The sequence below is a fragment of the Enterococcus sp. DIV1368b genome (assembly GCF_050529595.1).
Classification (GTDB): domain Bacteria; phylum Bacillota; class Bacilli; order Lactobacillales; family Enterococcaceae; genus Enterococcus_B; species Enterococcus_B mundtii.
In genome coordinates this window covers 1,840,378-1,864,407 of sequence record NZ_CP172883.1, presented here as the reverse complement: position 1 = coordinate 1,864,407, position 24,030 = coordinate 1,840,378, and the positions used below count along the sequence as shown (strand labels likewise).

The 24,030-nt window shown below is 37.6% G+C and carries 21 protein-coding genes; 14 read left to right on the top strand and 7 right to left on the bottom strand.

Translation table 11 applies throughout. The annotated features are described in order from the left end of the window. Window positions 1-373 precede the first annotated feature (373 nt). The 5 genes from arcA to IGJ19_RS08490 all read left to right on the top strand — a co-directional run bounded on the left by arcA (window position 374) and on the right by IGJ19_RS08490 (window position 8,412). The gene (arcA, locus tag IGJ19_RS08510; RefSeq protein WP_062805084.1) at window positions 374-1,603 is read left to right on the top strand and encodes an arginine deiminase; all 1,230 of its coding nucleotides are present in this window, start codon (window positions 374-376) and stop codon (window positions 1,601-1,603) included. Window positions 1,604-1,708: 105 nt separating this feature from the next. After that, the gene (argF, locus tag IGJ19_RS08505; RefSeq protein ID WP_430603685.1) at window positions 1,709-2,728 is read left to right on the top strand and encodes an ornithine carbamoyltransferase; all 1,020 of its coding nucleotides are present in this window, start codon (window positions 1,709-1,711) and stop codon (window positions 2,726-2,728) included. Window positions 2,729-2,841: 113 nt separating this feature from the next. After that, complete coding sequence (gene arcC, locus IGJ19_RS08500) at window positions 2,842-3,795, top strand: carbamate kinase (RefSeq protein ID WP_010735176.1); 954 nt, start codon at window positions 2,842-2,844, stop codon at window positions 3,793-3,795. 536 nt (window positions 3,796-4,331) lie between these two features. Then, the gene (argS, locus tag IGJ19_RS08495) at window positions 4,332-6,023 is read left to right on the top strand and encodes an arginine--tRNA ligase (RefSeq protein ID WP_195514519.1); all 1,692 of its coding nucleotides are present in this window, start codon (window positions 4,332-4,334) and stop codon (window positions 6,021-6,023) included. A gap of 355 nt (window positions 6,024-6,378) precedes the next feature. Next, window positions 6,379-8,412 carry an EndoU domain-containing protein gene (locus IGJ19_RS08490; protein ID WP_430603683.1) on the top strand — a complete coding sequence of 678 codons (2,034 nt, stop codon included), beginning with the start codon at window positions 6,379-6,381 and terminating at the stop codon, window positions 8,410-8,412. 19 nt (window positions 8,413-8,431) lie between these two features. Here IGJ19_RS08490 and IGJ19_RS08485 read toward each other — a convergent pair whose 3' ends face one another. Continuing rightward, window positions 8,432-9,415 (bottom strand): hypothetical protein, encoded by a 984-nt coding sequence (locus tag IGJ19_RS08485; protein WP_074801798.1) that lies wholly within the window; start codon window positions 9,413-9,415, stop codon window positions 8,432-8,434. Window positions 9,416-9,660: 245 nt separating this feature from the next. Between IGJ19_RS08485 and IGJ19_RS08480 the strand changes: the two genes are divergently transcribed. The 3 genes from IGJ19_RS08480 (at window position 9,661) to IGJ19_RS08470 (ending at window position 12,356) form a co-directional block, all read left to right on the top strand. Beyond that, window positions 9,661-10,029, top strand: a complete 369-nt coding sequence (locus tag IGJ19_RS08480; RefSeq protein WP_254905418.1) for an EndoU domain-containing protein — start codon at window positions 9,661-9,663, stop codon at window positions 10,027-10,029. Window positions 10,030-10,231: 202 nt separating this feature from the next. Further along, window positions 10,232-10,687: an IS200/IS605 family transposase gene (gene tnpA, locus IGJ19_RS08475; protein WP_100917284.1), complete on the top strand. Its 456-nt coding sequence runs from the start codon at window positions 10,232-10,234 to the stop codon at window positions 10,685-10,687. Window positions 10,688-10,919: 232 nt separating this feature from the next. Beyond that, window positions 10,920-12,356, top strand: a complete 1,437-nt coding sequence (locus IGJ19_RS08470) for an IS1182 family transposase (protein WP_430603680.1) — start codon at window positions 10,920-10,922, stop codon at window positions 12,354-12,356. A gap of 35 nt (window positions 12,357-12,391) precedes the next feature. Here the strand turns inward: IGJ19_RS08470 and IGJ19_RS08465 are convergent, their stop codons facing one another. The 6 genes from IGJ19_RS08465 to IGJ19_RS08440 all read right to left on the bottom strand — a co-directional run bounded on the left by IGJ19_RS08465 (window position 12,392) and on the right by IGJ19_RS08440 (window position 18,479). Beyond that, on the bottom strand, window positions 12,392-13,375 hold the full coding sequence (locus tag IGJ19_RS08465) for a hypothetical protein (RefSeq protein ID WP_430603678.1): 984 nt from the start codon (window positions 13,373-13,375) through the stop codon (window positions 12,392-12,394). Between the two features lie 45 nt (window positions 13,376-13,420). Then, window positions 13,421-14,404, bottom strand: coding sequence for a hypothetical protein (locus IGJ19_RS08460; protein ID WP_430603675.1), 984 nt, complete (start codon window positions 14,402-14,404; stop codon window positions 13,421-13,423). A gap of 53 nt (window positions 14,405-14,457) precedes the next feature. Further along, on the bottom strand, window positions 14,458-15,441 hold the full coding sequence (locus tag IGJ19_RS08455; protein WP_430603673.1) for a hypothetical protein: 984 nt from the start codon (window positions 15,439-15,441) through the stop codon (window positions 14,458-14,460). Window positions 15,442-15,571: 130 nt separating this feature from the next. After that, window positions 15,572-16,570, bottom strand: coding sequence for a hypothetical protein (locus IGJ19_RS08450; protein ID WP_430603672.1), 999 nt, complete (start codon window positions 16,568-16,570; stop codon window positions 15,572-15,574). Window positions 16,571-16,615: 45 nt separating this feature from the next. Further along, a complete protein-coding gene (locus IGJ19_RS08445) occupies window positions 16,616-17,596 on the bottom strand; it encodes a hypothetical protein (RefSeq protein WP_430603669.1) in 981 nt (326 codons plus the stop codon). Between the two features lie 403 nt (window positions 17,597-17,999). Then, entirely contained in the window at window positions 18,000-18,479 is a 480-nt protein-coding gene (locus IGJ19_RS08440) for an arginine repressor (protein ID WP_010735183.1), read from the bottom strand. Window positions 18,480-18,853: 374 nt separating this feature from the next. On the opposite strand from IGJ19_RS08440, the gene rpsB reads away from it, so the two are divergent. The 6 genes from rpsB (at window position 18,854) to IGJ19_RS08410 (ending at window position 23,922) form a co-directional block, all read left to right on the top strand. Continuing rightward, the gene (rpsB, locus tag IGJ19_RS08435; protein ID WP_010735184.1) at window positions 18,854-19,636 is read left to right on the top strand and encodes a 30S ribosomal protein S2; all 783 of its coding nucleotides are present in this window, start codon (window positions 18,854-18,856) and stop codon (window positions 19,634-19,636) included. A gap of 102 nt (window positions 19,637-19,738) precedes the next feature. Next, window positions 19,739-20,620, top strand: a complete 882-nt coding sequence (tsf, locus tag IGJ19_RS08430; protein WP_010735185.1) for a translation elongation factor Ts — start codon at window positions 19,739-19,741, stop codon at window positions 20,618-20,620. A 234-nt stretch (window positions 20,621-20,854) separates the two neighbouring features. Continuing rightward, a complete protein-coding gene (gene pyrH / locus IGJ19_RS08425; protein WP_010735186.1) occupies window positions 20,855-21,577 on the top strand; it encodes a UMP kinase in 723 nt (240 codons plus the stop codon). Window positions 21,578-21,580: 3 nt separating this feature from the next. Continuing rightward, window positions 21,581-22,138 (top strand): ribosome recycling factor, encoded by a 558-nt coding sequence (gene frr, locus IGJ19_RS08420; protein ID WP_065095887.1) that lies wholly within the window; start codon window positions 21,581-21,583, stop codon window positions 22,136-22,138. A gap of 180 nt (window positions 22,139-22,318) precedes the next feature. Next, complete coding sequence (locus tag IGJ19_RS08415; protein ID WP_115357776.1) at window positions 22,319-23,125, top strand: isoprenyl transferase; 807 nt, start codon at window positions 22,319-22,321, stop codon at window positions 23,123-23,125. After that, on the top strand, window positions 23,122-23,922 hold the full coding sequence (locus tag IGJ19_RS08410; protein ID WP_023519848.1) for a phosphatidate cytidylyltransferase: 801 nt from the start codon (window positions 23,122-23,124) through the stop codon (window positions 23,920-23,922). Before IGJ19_RS08415 ends, IGJ19_RS08410 begins: the two co-directional genes overlap by 4 nt. Window positions 23,923-24,030 lie beyond the last annotated feature (108 nt).

Sequence of the window (24,030 nt, the reverse complement as noted above, 5' to 3'; positions counted from 1 at the left end):
TATATTTTGTAAAAAATCAATTGCGTTTGTTATTATGTAGGATTTATACAAAACAGATGAATATAATTTGATGAGTGATCATAAAAGTGTATAAAAAACAAATAATATACATAAAGTAAACGCTAACAACCTTAATTTAAATGGGATTTAAAAATATACAGAAAAATTTTTTTGATGAATAAAAATTTTTTTGATAGAGTTTTCAGTATAAAAAAAAGAGAAATTATTAATAAAAGATGCAAAAATGTGTAATTATTTAATTAAGCTTTAATAATGAGAGATTCTTCTCATTTAAAATGCGAGAAAAGCATGAAAGTGATTACAAAAGCAGTTTATTCTAAGTATGTAATCAAAACGAAGGAGGCAACACAACATGGATAAACCGATTCACGTTTTCTCTGAGATAGGAAAGTTAAAGACAGTATTATTAAAACGACCTGGTCAAGAAGTGGAAAATCTAACACCTGATATTATGGATCGTTTGTTGTTCGACGACATTCCGTATCTACCGATTGCACAAGCTGAGCATGATGAATTTGCACAAGTGCTCCAAAGTGAAGGCGCTGAAACATTATATTTAGAGAAATTAGCGGCTGAAGCAATCGATGCAGGTAATGTCAAAGAGGAATTTTTAAATAAAATGTTAGATGAATCTTTTATTGCATCTAATGCTGTTAGAGATGGTCTTCATGAGTTCCTTCTATCAATGGAAACTCAAGATATGGTAGATAAGATCATGGCGGGTGTCCGTACAAAAGATATCGATGTGAAATCACGTAGTTTATACGATTTATCATCTGATGACGACTATCCATTCTACATGGACCCAATGCCAAACCTATACTTTACAAGAGACCCTTCCGCATCAATGGGAAATGGGATGACAATCAATAAAATGGCATTTGAAGCGCGTCGTCGTGAGTCAATGTTCACAGAATACATTTTGAACCACCATCCACGTTTTGCAAATAAAGGTGTTGACGTATGGTTGGATCGCGAAAATCCAGATCATATCGAAGGTGGGGATGAATTGATCCTTAGTGATACAGTTGTCGCTGTGGGTATCTCACAAAGAACAAATGCAAAAGCGATCGAGCGTTTAGCACGTCACTTATTTGCGAAAAACGCCGGATTTGAAAAAGTCTTGGCAATCAAGATTCCTAATAATCGTGCCATGATGCATTTAGATACAGTATTTACAATGGTTGACCATGATAAATTCACGATCCACCCAGCGATCCAAAGTAAAGAAGGAAAAATGGACGTCTTTACAATTGAACAAGCTGGCGATGATATCAAAATTTCTCATTCAGATGATTTACAAGAGTCATTGAAATCAGTTCTAGGTTTAGATGATCTTGTATTGATCCCAACAGGTAATGGCGATGCGATCGTTGCACCTCGTGAACAATGGAATGATGGCTCAAACACCTTAGCGATCGCTCCAGGGGTTGTAGTTACTTACAATCGTAACTATGTATCAAACGAATTATTAAGAAGCTACGGCATCAAAGTATTGGAAATCACTTCAAGTGAATTGTCACGCGGTCGTGGTGGCCCTCGTTGCATGAGCCAACCGTTAGTTCGTGAAGATTTAAAATAGTTTATTCCTGATGGCAGTCCCTGTCAGCTGCCATCAGATTTCCTCTTAATACCAAGTACTTTATGTACTATCAAATAGAATACAATTTTAAAGGAGAATGTTCATATGAAAGAATCAGTATTTCAAGGAAGAAGTTTATTAGCAGAAAAAGATTTTACAAAGGAAGAGTTACAATATTTGATCGACTTTTCTCAACACTTGAAAGATTTGAAAAAACGTGGCATCCCACATCATTACTTAGAAGGAAAAAATATTGCATTACTATTTGAAAAAACATCAACACGTACTCGTGCAGCATTTACAACTGCAGCAATCGATCTTGGTGCGCATCCTGAATATTTAGGTGCGAATGACATCCAATTAGGTAAAAAAGAATCTACAGAAGATACTGCCAAAGTATTAGGTAGTATGTTTGACGGAATCGAGTTCCGTGGTTTCAGCCAAAAAATGGTGGAAGAATTAGCTGAATTCTCAGGCATACCTGTATGGAATGGTTTAACTGATGAATGGCACCCAACTCAAATGATCGCTGACTTCTTAACGATCCAAGAAAACTTCGGTAAAGTGGAAGGCATCACAGTTGCTTATTGTGGCGATGGACGTAACAACATGGCGAATTCATTGTTAGTAACAGGTGCGATCTTAGGAACAAACATGCGTATTGTTGCACCAAAAGAATTACAACCTGAAGAAGAAATCGTGAAAATGGCTGAAGAGTTTGCAGCGAAATCAGGTGCACAATTAATGATCACTGACGATGTTGCTAAAGGGGTAGACGGAGCAGACGTTCTTTACTCAGACGTTTGGGTATCAATGGGTGAAGAAGATAAATTTGAAGAACGTATCAAATTATTGAAACCTTACCAAATCAATATGGATATGATCGAAAAAACAAATAATACAGATCGTTTGATCTTCTTACACTGCTTACCAGCATTCCATGATACGAAGACAGTTTACGGTGAACAAATGAAAGAACGCTTCGGCATCACTGAAATGGAAGTAACAGACGAAGTATTCCGCAGTAAATATGCACGTCAATTTGAGCAAGCAGAAAACCGTATGCACTCAATCAAAGCAATCATGGCAGCAACATTAGGAAACTTATTCATTCCTCGTGTATAAACACTAACAAGTAAATAATCAAAACGAGTCAGCGTGAGGATCGTTCGAGAGGAACGCTGGCTTGTTTTGTCATCGGCAAAATTCAGAATGTTCTGAAAGAAAGGGAGATAAACATGGCAAATAGAAAAGTGGTCGTTGCATTAGGCGGAAACGCGATTTTATCAACAGATGCAAGTGCAAAAGCACAACAAGACGCATTGATGGAAACAGCAAAATACTTAGTGAAATTTATTGAACAAGGAGATGAATTGATCATCTCACATGGTAATGGTCCTCAAGTTGGAAATTTGTTGATCCAACAACAAGCGGCTGATTCAGAAAAAACACCGGCAATGCCATTAGATACATGCGTGGCGATGACGGAAGGTTCAATTGGCTATTGGTTGCAAAATGCGATGGGCGAAGTGTTGAAGGAAAAAGGAATCGATAAAGATGTCGTTTCTTTAGTGACACAAGTCATCGTTGATGAAAATGATCCATCGTTCAAAAATCCAAGCAAACCAGTTGGACCTTTCTATACAGAAGAAGAAGCGAACGATCAGATGAAAGCAGACTCTTCCGTAACATTCAAAGAAGATGCAGGACGTGGTTGGCGTAAGGTCGTTGCTTCTCCAAAACCAATCTCAATCAAAGAAGCTCGTGTCATCCAAACATTAGTGGAACAAGGCGTGATCACCATTTCTGTAGGTGGTGGCGGTATTCCAGTAGTGGAAACTGCAACAGGTCTTGAAGGAAAAGAAGCCGTGATCGACAAAGATTTTGCTTCTGAAAAATTAGCAGAGATCATCGGAGCAGATCTACTGATCGTGTTGACGGGTGTCGATAATGTCTATGTGAATTATCAAAAACCTGATCAAAAGAAACTAGAAACAGTTGGTGTCTCAGAAATGAAACAATACATTGCTGAAAACCAATTTGCTCCAGGAAGCATGTTGCCAAAAGTGGAAGCAGCGATTGCCTTTGTTGAGGCTCGTCCTACTGGGAAAGCAATTATTACTTCCTTAGAAAATATTGAGAATCTATTAGCTTCAGAAGAAGGAACGATCATTGTTGCTGATGAAGCGTAAGAAACTTTTTATCGTTTTACCATGACCATGTGTATAAAATGTCCAGTTGGTTTTTAATCTCCTTTAGACCTCCTGGACATTTTAGGTTGTGAGAAAAGCACTTTGACCTGAGCAATAAGATAGAAAATCAGAAAATAGTATCTCATATTTTTTGATTTTTTAGCTTGTTGTTGAAGGTCAGCTTTTCGAACACCGTTTATTTATGAAGAAAACTCTAGCCAGTCGATTGGATATCTGCTATAATTCAATCAAGTTAAATAAGAGCAACGTTTGCTGAACAAGAGAGTAATTGGTGTCATTTCGTTCAAAGCGAGTCTGGGTAGAGTGGAAGCCGGACGGACAAATCCCAATGAAGCGCACTTGGAGAACTCTGTCTTTGACAGACGGTCGTCTACCGATATCAGATCGAGCAGGTCCTTTTTTAGGACAATTGGAGTGGTACCGCGGGAATTCTCGTCTCTAGTAAATTCATAGGAAATATGGATTTGCTAGAGATTTTTTTGTTTTACAGCAAACAATATGTAGGAGGAAAATAAATGAATAACAAAGATGTTGTTGCAAAAGCACTATATGAAGTAGTACAAGATGACTTGACATTGGAGCAAGTCGCACAATTACTTGAAAATCCAAAATCAGCGGACCATGGAGATGTCGCATTTCCCACGTTCTCTTTAGCAAAAATCTTCCGCAAAGCACCACAACAGATCGCAGCGGATCTTGCTGAGAAAATCGATGCAACAAATTTTGAAAAAATCGAAGTCGTCGGACCATACTTGAACTTCTTTATGAACAAAGAGATCATTAGTAAGCAAGTGTTAGCTACAGTAGTAAAAGAAAAAGAACACTATGGTGATAGCACGATCGGTAACCAAGGAAGCCTGCCTATCGATATGTCTTCACCAAACATTGCAAAACCAATTTCAATGGGTCACTTACGTTCGACAGTAATCGGAAACTCAATTGGCTTTATTATGGAAAAATTAGGCTACCAACCAGTACGTATCAACCATTTAGGAGACTGGGGAACACAATTTGGAAAACTGATCGTTGCCTACAAAAAATGGGGATCTGCTGAATCTGTAAAAGCTGAACCAATCAATGAATTATTGCGTCTATATGTCCAATTCCACGAAGAAGCTGAAACACAACCTGAATTGAATGATGAAGCTCGTTCTTGGTTCAAGCGTCTAGAAGAAGGCGACGAAGAAGCGATGGAGTTATGGCAATGGTTCCGTGACGAATCAATGAAAGAATTCAACAAGATCTATGACTTGTTAGAAGTTCGTTTTGATTCATTGAACGGGGAAGCTTTCTACAATGACAAGATGGATGAGATTGTCGAATTACTAGAAGAAAAACATCTCTTACAAGAAGACAAAGGTGCAGAAATCGTTGACTTATCTGCTTATGATCTAAATCCTGCCTTGATCAAAAAATCAGATGGTGCGACACTTTATATTACGCGTGATTTGGCAGCTGCACTATACCGTAAACGTACGTATGATTTCAGTCAATCACTATACGTAGTTGGTAATGAACAAAGTTATCACTTTAAACAATTGAAAGCTGTCTTGAAAGAACTAGGCTTTGACTGGTCAGATGATATGCACCATATCCCGTTTGGTTTGATCACACAAGGTGGTAAAAAACTATCTACACGTAAAGGAAAGATCGTTTTACTAGAAGAAGTATTGAATGAAGCAATCGACTCAGCGAAACAACAAATCAGTGAAAAGAATCCTGATTTGGAAAACAAAGATGTCATCGCAAAACAAGTCGGTGTTGGTGCTGTTATTTTCCACGATTTAAAAAATGATCGTTTGAATACCTTTGACTTCAATTTAGAAGAAGTGGTTCGTTTTGAAGGGGAAACTGGTCCTTATGTCCAATATACTCATGCTCGTGCGATGAGTTTATTAGACAAAGCAGGTTTTGTTCCTTCTGAAGATCAAGCTTATGCGTTGAATGATGAAAATAGTTGGGAAGTCGTGAAGCTTGTACAGAAATACCCTGAAACAGTACTTCAAGCGGGTGAAAAATATGAGCCATCGATCATTGCAAAACATGCGATCAAACTGGCACAAGCATTCAATAAATACTATGCACATACAAAAATCTTAGCGGACGATGACCAAAAAGATGCGCGCTTAGCGTTAGTTTATGCGGTAACTGTTTTACTAAAAGAAGACTTACGTCTATTAGGATTACATGCACCAGATAAAATGTAAAAAGTTTCATTGCTCAATGATTTTCTGAAGAGAAATCTAAAAGTTATTTATCAGTCAATAATCCATTGCATATTTACAATTGAATTGATTTTTATCTAGAAGGTTCTCTTTTAGAAACGAGCCAAGTCGGGATTTGAAAAAATCCCGGCTTTTTTGATGTATTTTTGGTACGGCATACATTTTCATAGTTGTTTTATGTTGAATTGTACATACAAAAATTTTTATGAATAAATAATTGAATTTCCTTTTCTTATTTTAGAAAAAGTCGTTTCATGAGAATCTTCACTTTTTGTTAAGCGCTTTCTTTTCTTGCGGTATACTCTCGGTGTAAATAAAAAAGAAAAGGAGTGGAAAAATGAAAGTGAAAAAGAAATGGTTCTCGTTGTTGATGGTTGTGATGTTGTTGTCGTCGGTTTTCCAACCGACACTCTTAGCCTTTGCGAGTGATCGATCCTTCAGAGAAGCGATCTCGCGTCCGGCTGTTGAGATTGATTTAAGCGGCACTTCGCAAGCGAAAGATGAAAAAACATGGAACGAATGGGCAAAACTCCGAGGATTTACGGATACTTTGACTGCCGAACATAACGTATTTGATAATTTGGTTCTAGCGGATTATTTAGACATGATGGAAGGGCCAAGTACGTTACCCCTCAGTGCACGGTTTGCTCGTTCAAAAATTGCACCGATCATCCAAGCTACCGCCTTTGCTGAATTTACCCGACCCTACTTAAAAGAATCGTCCAAAGAGATGGCTGTCAGTCAGTTGTATCGGGTGACCTCCACCAATATCTTAAGACAATCGATCAGTTTACTTGGTGACGCCATTGATGCGCCCGAAGATCCGATTGAGATTTATCCAACCACTAAAATCGAGTTGGCTAGTTGGATTTCAGTCCAAAACCAGTTTCTCGAATACATAGAAACGACCCCCGACTTATCTGGATATGAGATGCGAACTGGCACAGACGGTGTGAGCAGATTGTTCGTGCCGAAAAGCACAAACAATCAAAGTCTGTTAGTTTATCCAGATACTTCACTGAATGAATACTTACCGGGAAATGAAAAATTACCTCCGCGGATCGGCGCCCTAAAACAAATCAATTTTTCTCCATATAATGGTCCAGGAACACCCTATGTCAATGTGACCATGAGCTATACCGCCTATGACCATCGTCAACAATTATATACACAATATGATGTTCGTGGCATCACGATTCCCATGGAGACGGACTTTGATACATTTTTAGCAGAAATCGCCACACCTGAACAAGCCTTGGAACTGGTCAAAGAATATTCTTCGGTCCAATTCGGGGCAGTAGACCTAACAGATGTCGATTCCGTCAATGAAGTCGGAAAAGAAATCACCCGTCAGATGATCGATGAGCGGGATGCGCTGATTGATCAATTGCCTGATACGTTTCAGACCAATCTATTCCGGATCGTAGCGAAAGCCAATGACAAGGAAGTTGTCATTAATCGGGAAGGTGAATTTGTGTATCGGGGAACGCAAGAAATTGTTCCCTTAGATCAAATCGACATCGGCTTTAACCAAGAAGTCATCTATACGATCCGCAAAGTGCAAAGCTTTTTCGGTATCTATTGCAACTACTATGCGTTAGCCGATGGCTTGTTTGATGAAGAACGCACGAATGCCTTACCAAGAAGTCTAGATGAAACCACCATTGCAGCGATTTCTGAAGTCGGTGGCAATGTATTGAAGAATTTACCAAATTACGAAAATACCGACTGGGTCATCAAACAGTCCCAAATCCAGCTCGAAAAAACAGACATCTTACTTATCATTATGTGCTTACCGTTGTCTGAAATGTTTTCTGTCTTACGAGCAGTTGAATCCGAAGAAGTCTTCGTAACAGCGATCGAAGTCGAAGAAGCTGAAGCCGCTCGCGTGCTAGAAGCCGAGAAAGCCCTGATCACCAAAGGTTGTCCAAATGAAGCCTTGGTGGAAAAATTACCAACCACTGAATTTTATAACCGCAAGTCGTTGCGTCATGTGGCAGGAGAGGTGAGACCGGGAAGAACTGGCAATCCTGAAATCACAGGTGCTCATTCGCGCCATCCTGATTTTTATAGTCCAGAAAGTGGAGTTGTATATAAGCCGACAGAGACTGTAGTAGAAGGGCAACCTTATAACGCCGAAATAACTTATCCAGGTACATTGAAGGTCAAAGAATCTACAGTATTCCCAGATAATTGGGATGCTCAAAAAATTACGAGTGAGGTAGAACAGATTGTAAAAAAACATAATTTTACCACTCCCGGAAATCATCCATTTAGTGGTAAGAGTACAGCTGGATTTGGAATTGCTGGGAAGGTTAATGTCAAAATGAATGGTAAAATAACTGTTGCAACAGCCTATCCGGTGAAATAAAAAAGACATGGAAGTTGAATTAATTCAACTTCCATGTCTTTTTATAGTTACGCACTATTTTTTGGAAATCTTCATAGGAATAATTGTTGCGCCAGTAATATTTATTATAGAGCATATATTTCCTCATAATCACTTCAATCGCATCATCTAGTTCCTTACTAAGTCCAAGGTACGTAACATTAGCAATCCCCCCATTAAAGAAGTCGCCATGAAAACTAGTTCCTATACTATAAGGAGAAAGTCCGTAAATGGCTGTCTCATTAAAATAAATGTTGTAATCATAGTGAGATAAGTAACGTCTAGGATCATCTGGCTCGTCTTCTTCAGGATCATAAGGACATTCCGCAAGAAAATGGCCAATATCCGGACCAAAATCAATATAAGAATCATCATGAATCACCGTTAATTGAGAATCTAAGTGATCTAATTGAGTTTCTAAAAATTCGGTATTCTTTTCTACAGCAGCTAAAGATCGATGTTTGGGGTCAGTGAAACTAATTGGCGAACTAATGATTTTTACTGGTCCAACGAATTGTGATAATCGTTTATAAGGTTCTAACTTTTCCTGTTCAAATTGTTTTTCTGTAAATATATCTTTCCAATAGAGAAGGTTATGAACTTGATAGTCATGAATGATTCTTAGTATAGTCTGATCAATCATTTTTAAAGTTTTTCTTTCTGGATCTGGAGTTCCTCCAGGTTTTTGATAAGTTTCGTAAAGCCATTCACCATAAGGAGTAAACCAGTAAAGAGGGTAGTTTTTATATCTAAGTTGGTACTCCGAGTACACAAAATGTTCCATCGGATGATTTGCCACGCGAGGATCCCAGTAAATCGACGAAAGTTGTGGAAAGACCTCTGGACCATAATCAATAAAGTTATCATTGTGAATCAAGGTCAAGTCTGGATCGATTGCATGAAATTTTTGAGTCAGTTCTTCTGTCGTTTTTCGAATCTTGGCTTGTGGTCGACGGTTGGGATCGACAAAGGGGAAGAAGGTCATAGGTATTATTCCTTTCTATATCAAGTTTTTTCATTTGAATCATAACATGTTGAAAGACAGTATAAAGAATTTTTTTTCGAAAAAGTCGAAGTAAAGAGAACAGGAGTAAAGCGATAATAAACATCTAGGTGGGGCACCTATCTAAGCGTTAGATCGACTATCGAACATCCCAAGTAGTCCTTAGTAGAAAAATTGCCAATCACTAATACTATATCCGTAAAGCCTTGCGTCATGTGGCAGGAGAGGTGAGACCGGGAAGAACTGGCGATCCTGAAATCACAGGTGCTCATTCACGGCACCCTGATTTTTATAATCCAGACAGTGGAGTGGTTTATGAACCAACTGGGACATTGGTGGAAGGACGACCTTTTGAGGCGAATGTTAAGTATGATGGGAAATATAAGAATACAAAATATATTGTTTTTCCAGACAGCTGGGATGCAGAAAAAATTACGAGTGAAGTAGAACAAATTGTAAAAAAACAGGTTCCTAATATACCGGGGAGACATCCTTTTAGTGGTGAAAGTACAGAAGGTTTTACGATAGAAGGACATGCGAATGTTAAAGCAAATGGAAAAATTACGGTTGCGACAGCATATCCGATTATAAAATAATAAAGATGGTGGTGCTTAGTTATTCTAAGCACCACATCTTTCAGATTTTGTTGTCTTTAGACCAAGTTGAGCTCGCAAAGCGAGTGAAACAGAAAACCACCTGCTATGCGGGTGGGGAATAAAAGGTTCTACCAAAAAGCCCTTCCTATCGTTAAAATATGATTGTTCAGGTCATATTGATAACGAAAGGAAGGGAAAAGAAATGGCTAATAAAGCAAATAGTTTAGCCCATACAAAGTGGTTGTGCAAATACCACATTGTATTCACACCAAAGTATAGAAGAAAAATCATCTATAATCAATATCGAGCAAGTATTCAAGAAATTATCAAACGACTATGCAAGTACAAGGGAGTAGAAATCTTGGAGGGACATATGATGCCAGATCACGTCCATCTGTTATTGAGTATCCCGCCAAAAATAAGTGTGTCAAGTTTTATGGGTTATCTTAAAGGAAAGAGTGCATTGATGATTTTTGATAAGCATGCAAATTTAAAATATAAATTTGGCAATCGACATTTTTGGGCAGAAGGATATTATGTAAGCACTGTGGGATTGAATGAAGCGACCATAAGGAAATACATTCAAGAACAGGAGAAACATGATATAGCGCTAGATAAATTGAGCGTTCGAGAATATGAAGACCCTTTTAAGGGTTAAAGAGTAGAACAAACACCTTTTTAAAGGTAGGCAAAAGTGACAAAGGCAATATGGCTTGAACATGAAATGAGAAAGCCAGCGTCTTTAGGCGCTGGCCGGTGTTAAGGGCTTATAGCCCTAGAGCAAACCACCCTTTTGAAGGGTGGTTATGATTGTAGACAAAGTACTTATTTATAGTGCTTTGTCTTTTTTTATACGTTAAAATAAAACTATGAATTGGAGGTGTAACCCGATGCTCTCAAAACAAGATATGAGTAAGCGTGCACAGATGGGCTTTTTTGCTCTTGAAGACTTAGTTCCCCAAGACCATTTATTACGACAAATGGATCAGTTTATTGATTTTTCTTTTATTTACGATTTGGTAAAAGATAAATATGATGAAACCCAAGGACGGCCAAGCTTAGATCCCGTTCTTCTAATTAAATTACCGATGATTCAATATTTTTTTGGTATTAAAAGCATGAGACAAACCATCAAAGAAATTGAAGTGAACAACGCTTATCGATGGTTTTTGGGGTTAGGTTTAGAAGATGCAGTTCCTCATTTTTCTACATTTGGTAAAAACTATACGAGACGGTTCAAAGGAACCACTACATTTGAACAAATCTTTTATGAGATTTTAGCACAATGTATGATGGAAGGAATCGTTGATACCTCTGAAGTTTTTATTGATGGGACGCATATTAAAGCACATGCGAATCGAAACAAGAAAGAATCCGTCGAAGTGATGGATCAAGCCTTCTTTTATACGGAAAAATTGACAAAAGAAATTGAAAAAGATCGAGAAAAACGCCTAAAAAAGCCCTTAAAAGAAACCAACGCAGAAACTAAAATAGCTATGAAAAAAACAAGTACGACTGATCCCGAAAGTGGTTGGTTTCATAAAGGTGAGCATAAAGAAGTTTTTGCTTATAGCGCACAAGTAGCATGTGATAAAAACGGCTGGATACTAGGCTATACGACCCACCCAGGAAACTTACATGATAGTCGTACGTTTATTACTTTATTTAAAAAGCTCAAAGGAGCTTTTACTCTAGATAAATTGATTATGGATGCTGGGTATAAAACGCCAGCAATCGCTCAATTACTTCTCGAAGAGAAGCTGACGCCTGTTTTCCCTTATAAGCGACCCATGACGAAAGCGGGTTATTTCAAGAAGAACGACTATGCCTACGATGAATATTATGATTGTTATATCTGTCCTAATGATAAGATCCTCACTTATTCGACAACGAATCGAAAAGGATATTTAGAATACAAAAGTAATCCAGAAGAATGTAAAAATTGTCCTGTTCTATCTACTTGTACAAATTCAAAAAATCATACAAAAGTAATCACCAGACATATTTGGGCGAAAGCAATCGAACGATGTGAGGAAATACGTCACCAAAGAAATTTTAAAGACCTATACAGAAAAAGAAAAGAAACAATTGAACGAATTTTTGGTACAGCAAAAGAATTTCACGGATTACGTTATACGAATCAAATAGGAATTGAAAAAATGCACATGAAAATTGGGCTTACTTTTGCCTGCCTAAATATGAAAAAATTAGTAAAAATCAAAAAAGGCAGAGCAAGAAAGGAGTGTTTTTCTTTAGAAAAACAAAGCTATTTCTCTTTAATTATTGAAAACATACATATAAAAAAGACAAACCCCATTTTTACATAAGGTTTGTCTACAATCTGAAAGATGGTGGTGCTTAGTTATTCTAAGCACCACATCTTTTTATTTTTTTTAATTTCTTTTTGGAACTCTCCAGTAGTATAATAATCACGCCAATAATATAAATTATTCAATTGATATTTGTGAACATGTTTTATTACAGTAGCATCAAGTTCATTACTTAGTCCAAGATGAACGAAACTAGGTATGCCACCATTAAGAATATTTCCTTGGTAACCAGTTCCAAAGCTATAGGGAGTAAAACTGTACAAAAGAGTATCACCATAATAGATTTGATACTCTGAATCAGATAAGTCGCATATAGGATCATTAGGTTCATCTTCTTCTGGATCATAAGAATATTCAGCTAAAAAACGACCAATCTTTGGGCCAAAGTCAATGTATGAATCATCATGAATAAGAGATAAGCGCAAATCTAGTTTGTTGAGCTGTGTTTCTAAGTATTCGGTATTCTTTTCTACAGCAACCAAAGGTCGATGCTTGGGGTCAGTAAAACTAATTGGTGAACTAACGAGTTCTCCTGGTCCGATGAATTGTGATGGACGATTATAAGGTTTTAACCTTTCCTGTTCCAATTGTTTTTCTGGAAATAAGTCATTCCAATAGAACAGGTTAAGTACTTGATATTCATGAATGACTTTTAAGATAGCTTGGTCAATCACTTTTACTGCTTGTCTAGAAGAATCTGAAGCCCCACTCGGTTTTCTATAATATTCGTAAATTTGTTCATCGTAAGGCGTAAACCAGTAAAGAGGATAGCCTCTATATCTAAGTAGATACTCCGAATACACAAAATGTTCCATCGGATGTTTTGCCACGCGAGGATCCCAGTAAATCGACGAAAGTTGTGGAAAGACCTCTGGACCATAATCAATAAAGTTATCATTGTGAATCAAGGTCAATTCTGGATCGATTGCATGAAATTTTTGAGTCAGTTCTTCTGTTATTTTTCTGATCTCTGCTTGTGGTCGACGGTTGGAATCGACAAAGGGGAAGAAGGTCATAGTTACTATCCTTTCTGTTCAAGATTTTATTTTTTGAATAAACTGTTAAAATAAAGTCCACCATTCTTTATCTTCACGTATTTTACTTTGAAATTGTTCTGGGGTATAGGTTTCCCGCCAGTGGTATTTGTTGTAAAGCATATATTTTCTCATAATCACATTGATCGCATCAACTAGCTTCTTGCTTAGTCCAAGGTAGGTAACATTCGGTATTCCCCCATTAAAGTAATCGCCATGAAATCCAGTCCCACTACAATAAGGAGAGAGAGAGAAAAGTAATGTTTTATTAAAATAAATGTCGTACTCGTAACGAGATAAATCACGTCTAGGATCATCTGGCTCGTCTTCCTCTGGATCGTAAGGGCACTCCGCAAGAAAATGACCGATATCTGGACCAAAATCAATATATGAGTCATCACGAATCACGGTTAATCGAGAATCCAATTGATCTAACTGAGTTTCTAGAAATTCCGTATTCTTTCCTACAGCAGCCAAAGGTCGGTGCTTGGGGTCAGTGAAACTAATTGGTGAACTAATTATTTCGCCAGGTCCAATAGATTGCGATACTCTCTTGTAGGGTTTTAACTTCTCCTGTTCCAATTGTTTTTCAGTAAATATATCTTTCCAATAGAGAAGGTTATGAACTTGATAGTCATGAATGATTCTTAGGATAGTCTGTTCAATCATTTTTAAAGTTTTTCTTCGCGAGCCTGCATTCCCTCCAGGGCTTCTATAATATTCGTAAATTTTTTCATCATAAGGCGTAAACCAGTAAAGAGGATAGCCGCCATATCTAAGTAGATACTCCGAATACACAAAATGTTCCATTGGGTGATCTGGCACACGAGGGTCCCAATAAATTTTTGATAGCTTTGGAAAGACCTCCGGACCATAATCAATAAAGTTATCATTATGTATCAAAGTAAAATCTGGATCGATTGCTTGAAATTTTTGGGTCAGTTCTTCTGTCATTTTTTTGATCTCTGCTTGTGGTCGACGGTTGGGATCGTCAAAGGGGAAGAAGGTCATAGTTACTATCCTTTCTGTTCAAGATTTTTTTAGTTCAATCATAAGATGTTGAATTAATTCAACTTCCAGGTCTTTTTATAGTTACGCACTATTTCTTGGAAATCTTCATAGGAATAATTGTTGCGCCAGTAATATTTGTTATAAAGCATATATTTCCTCATAATCACTTCGATCGCATCATCTAGCTCCTTACTAAGTCCAAGGTACGTAACGTTGGCAATCCCCCCATTGAAGAAGTCGCCATGAAAACTAGTTCCTATACTATAAGGAGAAAGTCCGTAAATGGGTGTCTCATTAAAATAAATGTGGTAATCATAATGAGATAAGTAACGAATAGGATCATCTGGCTCGTCTTCCTCTGGATCGTAAGGACATTCCGCAAGAAAATGGCCGATATCCGGACCAAAATCAATATAAGAATCATCATGAATCACCGTTAATTGAGAATCTAAGTGATCTAATTGAGTTTCTAAAAATTCGATATTCTTTTCTACAGCAGCTAAAGGTCGATGCTTGGGGTCAGTGAAACTAAACGGCGAACTAACGAGTTCTCCTGGTCCAATGAATTGTGATGGTCGATTATAAGGTTTTAACCCTTCCTGTTCCAATTGTTTTTCTGGAAATAAGTCATTCCAATAGAATAGGTTATGCACTTGATAATCATGAATGACTTTTAAGATAGCTTGGTCAATCACTTTTACTGCTTGTCTAGAAGAATCTGAAGCCCCGCTCGGTTTTCTATAATATTCGTAAATTTGTTCACCATACGGATTAAACCAGTAAAGAGGATAGCCTCTATATCTAAGTAGATACTCCGAATACACAAAATGTTCCATCGGATGTTTTGCCACGCGAGGATCCCAGTAAATCGACGAAAGTTGTGGAAATACCTCTGGACCGTAATCAATAAAGTTATCATTATGTATCAAAGTCAAATCTGGATCGATTGCTTGAAATTTTTGGGTCAGTTCTTCTGTCATTTTTTTGATCTCTGCTTGTGGTCGACGGTTGGGATCGACAAAGGGGAAGAAGGTCATAGTTACTATCCTTTCTGTTCAAAATTTTTATTTGAATCATAACACGTTGGAAAAGTAGAAGAGAGAATTATTATTTCGGGAAAGTCGGAGTAAAAAGAGAATTTGAGTGAAGCTTTAACAAACGTCTAAGTTAGACAGACCTATCCAGTCTCCATGTCTCTCTGTCTTTATATTTATTGATTTCTTTTTGAAACATTTCAGGTGTATACACATTACGCCAATAATATAAATTGTTCTGTTGATATTGATAGATGATAGCTAAAATTGAATTATTCAATTGTTCGCTTAAACTAAGGTAATCCGTGTTAAACATCCATTCGTTATAAAAATCCCCATGTATTCCATAGCTTAATTGATAAGGGGAACAACCAAATAAAGAAATACCGCCGTAACTAATTGTATACTCTTCATTAGACAAATAACGTCTAGGATCATTAGGTTCATCTTCTTCAGGATCATAAGGGAATTCAGCGAAAAAGAACCCAACTTCTGGATCAAAATCAATGTATGAGTCATCACGAATCACGGTTAATCGAGAATCTAATTGATCTAACTGAGTTTCCAGAAATTCGGTATTCTTTTCTACAGCAGCTAAAGGTCGGTGCTTGGGGTCAGTGAAACTAATTGGTGAACTAATTAGTTCGCCAGGTCCAATGAATTGTGATGGTCGATTATAAGGTTCTAACCTTTTCTGTTCCAATTGTTTTTCTGAAAATAAGTCATTCCAATAGAACAAGTTATGCACTTGATAATCATGAATGACTTTTAAGATAGCTTGGTCAATCACTTTTACTGCTTGTCTAGAAGAATCTGAAGCCCCGCTCGGTTTTCTATAATATTCGTAAATTTGTTCATCGTAAGGCGTAAACCAGTAAAGAGGATAGCCGCCATATCTAAGCAGATACTCTGAATACACAAAATGTTCCATCGGATGATTCGGTACACGAGGGTCCCAGTAGATAGTAGAAAGTTGTGGAAATACCTCTGGACCGTAATCAATAAAGTTATCATTATGTATCAAAGTCAAATCTGGATCGATTGCTTGAAATTTTTGGGTCAGTTCTTCTGTCATTTTTTTGATCTCTGCTTGTGGACGACGGTTGGGATCGACAAAGGGAAAGAAGGTCATAGTTACTATCCTTTCTGTTCAAGATTTTATTTTTTGAATAAACTGTTAAAATAAAGTCCACCATTCTTTATCTTCACGTATTTTGTGCTGAAATTGTTCTGGCATATAGGTTTCACGCCAGTAGTATTTGTTGTAAAGCATATATTTTCTCATAATCACTTCAATCGCATCATCTAACACCTTATTTAGCCCCAGATACTTAACATTAGTAATTCCACCATTAAAGAAGTCGCCATGAAAACACGTTCCTATACTATAAGGAGAGAGACTGTAAATAGGTATCTGGTTAAAATAAATATTATATTCATAATTAGATATGGTAGCAATTGGATCATCAGGCTCATCTTGTTCAGAGTCATAAGGCGCATCAGCTAATAAATGACCAATTTCTGGTCCAAAATCAATAAATGAATCATCGTGAGTAAGAGTTAAGTGAAAATCTAACTGTCTCAGGTGTGTCTCTAGAAATTCAGTATTTTTTTTAACAGCTGCTAAAGGTCGGTACTTTGGATCACTGAAATCAAATGGGGAGTTCCATATATTTGTGTCTCCGATTATTTGTTGATTTTGTTTATATAGGGCCAAAGCATGTTGTGCGAATTGTTTTTGTGAAAACAAATCTTTCCAATAAAGAAGATTATGAACTTGATAATCTCGAATGACTTCAAGAATTGCATCATTAATGCTACTTACTTTTTTTTGCAAATTTTTTTCATGACTATCTGTTAATCGTGATTTATCAATAATCACACCATAAGGGGTAACCCAATAAGCAGTATAGAACTTACCTTTTAAACGATACTCCGAATACACAAAATGTTCCATCGGATGATTCGGTACACGAGGGTCCCAATAAATTTTCGATAACTTTGGAAAGACCTCTGGACCGTAATCAATAAAGTTATCATTATGTATCAAGGTCAAGTCTGGATCGATTGCTTGAAATTTTTTTGTGAGTTTTTCTGTCATTTTTTTGATCTTGGCTTGCGGTCGACGATTGGGATCGACAAAGGGGAAGAAGGTCATAATCGTTTTTCCTTTCTATGCTATAAAATTTTTTTAAATTAAAGTATGACATGTAAATAAGGAGTGTGGGGGACTGTTTTTTCGATAATCAGAAGAAAGTGAGAATTCATAATGAAATAAGCAATACCTACCTAACTTAAAGTTAACTAAGCTTTATATGATTTTTAGCGCTTGTTGTGTTTCTCCATGATATTTGAATTTATTCTACTAGTGGAAAACAATACTATTATTGTTTCTATGAGGCATTGAGTGCGAGGTATAGTGGGCTTTCATAGCAACGAAAGGTTAAGTCAACTTGAGAGAGGTTCATGGTTCTTCTCCAGTATTGATTTAAATAAAAAAAGATGCTGGCAAATTTCACCAACATCAAAAAAATATATACAATTACTATCTGTTATGGCATTTAAAAAATTGTTGCTGTAGTGGGATGATGCAAGAAGTTTTCAACTAACTGCGCATCTTCATCATCTTTTGAAATAATGATCGTTGTATCGAAACCAGCGATGGTACTGACGATATGTGGCGGTTTGATTTCATCTAATACAGCAGCAAACAACGGGGCATTATCTGGTAAGGTATGGACGATAGTCAAAAAATGAACTCGTTCCACTTTTAACACGATATCTTCAATCATCTGGATCAAACGTTTTTCATCTTCGCTCTTTGATTCAGCTGTCTCCTTTTCTTTGAACAGGACAAAATGGGAAACACCATTTTCATCAGGCGCCTTGACGATTTTTAAGTCACGTATATCTCTTGAAATCGTCGCTTGAGTCGCAGATACACCCATTTCAGTCAGTTTAGCTAACATTTCATCTTGTGTACGGATCGTATAATCTTCAATGATTTGTTTAATCAACAAGTGTCGCTCAGTTTTTCGCATTTTAGTTCTCCTTTAACGAAACTTTTCACAAGTATCATAACAAAAAAACGTTGAATTGCCCATCTTTATTTTACATTTACCTGTTTATTTTTTCACGAATTGCTTATTAAAAAACAAAGAAATAAAGTAAAAAAATGAGAGGGAGAAAAAGAAGACACAAAAAAATAAGTAAGTTGTTTTTTTTTCTTGAAATTTATGCCCAATTCAGTTAAACTATTGAATGTTGAGCAGAAAAAGATCACTTTGGTGTATCTTACGTCACTACTCAATAAATCCACATTCTTGTTGGATCGTTGGTCGGTGCTTGAAAAAGTTGGCTAGCGAGTTGGAAGACAAGAAGAGGGAAAATAAAAACCAAATCGGAGGAAACAAACATGGCAGTAATTTCAATGAAACAATTACTAGAAGCCGGCGTACACTTTGGTCACCAAACTCGTCGCTGGAACCCAAAAATGAAGAAATACATCTTCACAGAAAGAAACGGAATCTACATTATTGACTTGCAAAAAACAGTTAAATTAGTAGATGCAGCTTACGATTATATGAAGAGCGTAGCAGAAGAAGGCGGCGTTGCTTTATTCGTAGGTACGAAAAAACAAGCACAAGAAGCAATCAAAGATGAAGCTACTCGTGCTGGACAATACTTTGTAAACCACCGTTGGTTAGGTGGAACATTGACAAACTGGGATACGATCCAAAAACGTATCGCTCGTTTGAAACAAATCAATGCAATGGAAGAAGATGGAACTTTTGCAGTTCTACCTAAAAAAGAAGTTGCTGGTTTGAACAAACAACGTGAACGTCTTGAAAAATTCTTAGGTGGTATCGCTGATATGCCAAGAATCCCAGATGTAATGTACATCGTTGACCCACGTAAAGAACGCATTGCCGTTCAAGAAGCACACAAATTGAATATCCCAATCGTAGCAATGGTTGATACAAACTGTGATCCAGATGAGATCGACGTAGTTATCCCATCAAACGACGACGCAATCCGTGCCGTTAAATTGATTACTTCAAAAATGGCTGATGCTTTCATCGAAGGAAATCAAGGGGAAGATCAAGTAGTTGAAGAAGATTTTTCAGCAGAAAACACAGCGACTTCAATCGAAGAAATCGTTGATGTTGTTGAAGGCGACAACTCTTCAGCAGAATAATTTTTAAATGATGGAGCTGTTTCAAAGGCTAGGCGACAAGCCTCACTCTCCTTTGAAACAGCTTTTTTTAAAGAAAAAGCATACAACTAGGAGGAAGTAAAAATGGCAGACGTTACAGCTAAAATGGTAAAAGAACTACGCGACATGACTGGCGTAGGTATGATGGATGCAAAAAAAGCATTGGTTGAAGTTGAAGGTGACATCGAAAAAGCGGTAGATCTTTTACGTGAAAAAGGAATGGCTAAAGCTGCGAAGAAAAACGATCGTATCGCCGCTGAAGGTCTTGCTTCAGTTGCAGTGAAAGGTAATACTGCAGCAATCGTTGAAGTTAACTCAGAAACAGACTTCGTTTCTAAAAACGAAATGTTCCAAGACTTAGTAAAAGAAATCGCTGAACTAGTCGCTGAAAACAAACCAGCTGACATGGACGCAGCAATGAAAATCAAAACATCAAAAGGAACAGTTGAATCTGACTTGATCGAAGCAACACAAGTTATCGGTGAAAAAATCAGCTTCCGTCGTTTTGAAGTAATCGAAAAAGATGACAACGCTGCATTTGGCGGTTACCTACACATGGGTGGACGTATTGCTGTATTAGCTGTTTTAGAAGGTACAACTGACGAAGCGGTAGCTAGAGACGTAGCGATGCACGTAGCAGCGATCAACCCTCGTTATGTAAACGAAACACAAATCCCTGAAGCTGAATTAGATCACGAACGTACAGTCTTGACTGAACAAGCATTGAACGAAGGCAAACCAGCGAACATCGTTGAAAAAATGGTTGAAGGACGCTTAAACAAATTTAAAGCTGAAATCGCATTGGTTGACCAACCATTCGTTAAAGATCCTGATATGACTGTTGAAAAATTTGTTGCTTCTAAAGGCGCAACTGTGAAATCATTTGTCCGCTTTGAAGTCGGCGAAGGTATCGAAAAACGCGAAGATAACTTTGTAGAAGAAGTAATGAACCAAGTGAAAAAATAATCCGGTTTACGGACTTGATTAATGGTACGATGTTTGGTCCAAAGAAAATAGAGATTATTCTGCATTTTCTTTGTGACCACATCGGTTCCATCGCTTATTTGAATGAAATGAGGAGCAGCGACATTCGTCACAGCTCTTTTTTTTAGGGCAAGAGATATCAAGAGCATAGGTATTTTCGTGCCTAAACTATCTGGATATGGTAGAATGTCAATAGAAAATATTGGAGGAATGAACATGGTCACACCAAAATATCAGCGTGTCGTCTTAAAATTAAGTGGAGAAGCTTTAGCTGGAGATGAAGGGTTTGGAATCAAACCACCAGTTATCAAAGAAATCATCCAAGAGATCAAAGAAGTCCACGAGTTAGGCGTAGAGATGGCAATTGTTGTCGGCGGTGGAAATATCTGGCGCGGTCAAATTGGCGCACAAATGGGGATGGAACGTGCACAAGCGGATTACATGGGCATGTTAGCAACTGTGATGAATGCTTTAGCATTACAAGATACATTAGAAAATGTTGGTGTTCCTACACGCGTCCAAACCTCAATTGAAATGCGACAAATCGCAGAACCATACATCCGTCGTAAAGCAGAGCGTCATTTAGAGAAAGGGCGCATCGTTATTTTTGCCGGTGGTACTGGAAACCCTTATTTTTCTACAGATACAACTGCGGCATTACGTGCAGCTGAAATTGGCGCTGATGTTATTTTAATGGCTAAGAACAATGTTGACGGTGTTTATTCTGCCGATCCAAAAATCGATTCAACAGCAGTGAAATTCGATGAATTGACACACATGGAAGTCATTGCAAAAGGATTACAAGTAATGGATTCAACTGCTAGTTCATTGAGTATGGACAATGATATCCCGTTACTTGTGTTCAATCTTAATGAACATGGAAACATTCGCCGAGCAATCTTAGGTGAAAATATCGGAACAACCGTAAGGGGGAAATAAACAATGGCAGATGCAATTATGACAGAAGCAAAAGACAAGATGCAAAAAGCAGCACAAAATCTACAACGTGAACTTGGACAGATCCGTGCCGGCCGTGCGAATGCGAGCTTATTAGATCGTATCACTGTTAATTATTATGGCGCACCAACACCATTGAACCAATTAGCATCGATTCAGATCCCAGAAGCAAGAGTATTGATGATCACACCATTCGATAAAAGTGTGCTTCAAGACATCGAAAAATCGATCATGGCAAGCGACATCGGTATCAGCCCAACAAATGACGGAAATGTGATCCGTTTAGTCATTCCTCAGTTAACAGAAGAACGTCGGAAAGAATTAGCGAAAGACGTGAAAAAAGAAGCTGAAAATGCGAAAATCGCTGTCCGTAACATTCGTCGTGATGCAATCGATGAGTACAAAAAACAACAAAAAAATGGCGATATCACAGAAGATGATTTGCGTGACTTAGAAAAAGAAGTGCAAACTTTGACAGATAACAGTATCAAAGAAGTGGATAATATTGCTGCAGACAAAGAAAAAGAATTGCTTGAAGTATAAGAATCAATAAAAACAGGTGGACAGTGAGAAGTGCTGTCTCCTGTTTTTTACTTTTTGACTAAGAAAAACTAAAAAATCCTTTGAATTTGCGTAAAAAAAGGGCTATACCATAGGAAATAACGATAGATATTGCTATAATGGTAAAGATAGTTGTAATTTTTTAGTATGGGAGGAAAAAGAATGTTACGTTTTTTTCCGCAAAAAAACAAATATATTCAAGAAAAAAGTGAGTACCATTTTGATGCGCAGAGAGATATCCCGAAACATATCGCCATCATCATGGATGGGAATGGTCGTTGGGCACAAAACCGTCGTCTACCACGAGTGGCTGGCCACAAAGAAGGCATGGAAACCGTTAAGAAAGTCACAAAAAAAGCTTCTCGACTTGGGGTAAAGGTGTTAACGCTCTATGCGTTTTCAACCGAAAATTGGAAACGTCCAAAAGAGGAAGTCAATTTTTTGATGCAATTACCTGTAGACTTTTTTGATACGTTCGTCCCTGAGTTGATTGCTGAAAATGTCAAGGTACAAGTGATGGGCTATGAAGAACTCTTGCCGGAACATACGCAAGATGCAGTACGCCGTGCTATTGAACAAACCAAAGAAAATACGGGAATGATCTTAAACTTCGCACTGAATTATGGTAGTCGGGCAGAAATCATCTCTGCAGTCAAATCAATCAGTGAACAAGTAAAAGAAAACGATCTTTCTACGGAAGACATCGACGAGGACATGATCGCGGATCATCTGATGACCGGTTTCTTACCTCCCGAACTTCGCGATCCAGGATTAGTCATCCGGACAAGTGGCGAAGAACGGATCAGTAATTTCTTATTGTGGCAGATTGCTTATAGTGAATTATATTTTTCAAAAGCCTTATGGCCAGATTTTGACGGCGCCCATTTAGAAGAAGCAATTGCTTCTTATCAACATCGAGACCGTCGTTTTGGTGGCGTAAAAAGTGTAGATAAAGGAGAACAATCATGAAGCAACGTGTGATCACTGCGGTCGTAGCATTGGCATTATTTATTCCGATCATTTGGATCGGAGGAATTGGGCTTGAGCTAGTAGCGGCTTTATTAGCAGTAGTTGGTGTCTATGAACTTTTTCGTATGAAAGGATTGACACTATTAAGTTTTGAAGGAGTTCTTTCTGCCATCGGTGCAGTTTTTCTTGTCCTGCCGAAAGAGCGCTGGTTTTTCTTTTTACCTGAACAAACAAATGAATTTATGTTGTTTTATTTGACTGTGATGATCCTATTGGGTGCCGCTGTCTTCTCAAAAAATATGTATACGATCGATGAAGCTGGTTTTCCAGTTGTTACCAGTTTATATGTCGGTTTTGGTTTTCAAAACTTTGTTAGTGCGCGTACAGAAGGAATCAACGTATTGCTTTTTGGCTTATTCATCGTTTGGGCAACCGATATTGGCGCATATCTAGTTGGTAGACGTTTTGGTAAGCGTAAGCTATGGCCAGATATCTCACCCAACAAAACAATTGAAGGTGCATTAGGGGGAATAGGTAGTGCGTTAGTTGTTGCCTTACTATATTTCTTACTTTATCCACCACAAGAATTGTTTGGACATGGCTTATTCGTCATGTTACTCCTAACGATCATTCTATCGATCGTAGGCCAATTTGGGGATCTAGTCGAGTCGGCAATTAAACGCCACTATGAAGTCAAAGATTCAGGGAACATTTTACCTGGACATGGTGGGATCTTAGATCGATTCGATAGTCTATTGTTCGTCTTTCCTGTCATGTACTTATTTGGATTGATTTAAATAAAAATTCTGTAAAAGAAGCTTCCGAAACCAAAAGTTTTTCGTCCGTCAATCAGACACGATCGGTAAGGAGATTCTTTACAGGATTTTTATTTTTTACATTTTAAT

Coding starts and splice junctions, on each gene's coding strand:
- tsf (WP_010735185.1), top strand. CDS start 19,739: ATGGCAGACGTTACAGCTAAAATGGTAAAAGAACTACGCGACATGACT.
- arcA (WP_062805084.1), top strand. CDS start 374: ATGGATAAACCGATTCACGTTTTCTCTGAGATAGGAAAGTTAAAGACA.
- IGJ19_RS08490 (WP_430603683.1), top strand. CDS start 6,379: ATGAAAGTGAAAAAGAAATGGTTCTCGTTGTTGATGGTTGTGATGTTG.
- rpsB (WP_010735184.1), top strand. CDS start 18,854: ATGGCAGTAATTTCAATGAAACAATTACTAGAAGCCGGCGTACACTTT.
- IGJ19_RS08410 (WP_023519848.1), top strand. CDS start 23,122: ATGAAGCAACGTGTGATCACTGCGGTCGTAGCATTGGCATTATTTATT.
- arcC (WP_010735176.1), top strand. CDS start 2,842: ATGGCAAATAGAAAAGTGGTCGTTGCATTAGGCGGAAACGCGATTTTA.
- IGJ19_RS08470 (WP_430603680.1), top strand. CDS start 10,920: ATGCTCTCAAAACAAGATATGAGTAAGCGTGCACAGATGGGCTTTTTT.
- IGJ19_RS08440 (WP_010735183.1), bottom strand. CDS start 18,479: ATGCGAAAAACTGAGCGACACTTGTTGATTAAACAAATCATTGAAGAT.
- tnpA (WP_100917284.1), top strand. CDS start 10,232: ATGGCTAATAAAGCAAATAGTTTAGCCCATACAAAGTGGTTGTGCAAA.
- argF (WP_430603685.1), top strand. CDS start 1,709: ATGAAAGAATCAGTATTTCAAGGAAGAAGTTTATTAGCAGAAAAAGAT.
- frr (WP_065095887.1), top strand. CDS start 21,581: ATGGCAGATGCAATTATGACAGAAGCAAAAGACAAGATGCAAAAAGCA.
- IGJ19_RS08445 (WP_430603669.1), bottom strand. CDS start 17,596: ATGACCTTCTTCCCCTTTGTCGATCCCAATCGTCGACCGCAAGCCAAG.
- IGJ19_RS08455 (WP_430603673.1), bottom strand. CDS start 15,441: ATGACCTTCTTCCCCTTTGTCGATCCCAACCGTCGACCACAAGCAGAG.
- IGJ19_RS08460 (WP_430603675.1), bottom strand. CDS start 14,404: ATGACCTTCTTCCCCTTTGACGATCCCAACCGTCGACCACAAGCAGAG.
- IGJ19_RS08415 (WP_115357776.1), top strand. CDS start 22,319: ATGTTACGTTTTTTTCCGCAAAAAAACAAATATATTCAAGAAAAAAGT.
- argS (WP_195514519.1), top strand. CDS start 4,332: ATGAATAACAAAGATGTTGTTGCAAAAGCACTATATGAAGTAGTACAA.
- IGJ19_RS08465 (WP_430603678.1), bottom strand. CDS start 13,375: ATGACCTTCTTCCCCTTTGTCGATTCCAACCGTCGACCACAAGCAGAG.
- IGJ19_RS08450 (WP_430603672.1), bottom strand. CDS start 16,570: ATGACCTTCTTTCCCTTTGTCGATCCCAACCGTCGTCCACAAGCAGAG.
- IGJ19_RS08485 (WP_074801798.1), bottom strand. CDS start 9,415: ATGACCTTCTTCCCCTTTGTCGATCCCAACCGTCGACCACAAGCCAAG.
- pyrH (WP_010735186.1), top strand. CDS start 20,855: ATGGTCACACCAAAATATCAGCGTGTCGTCTTAAAATTAAGTGGAGAA.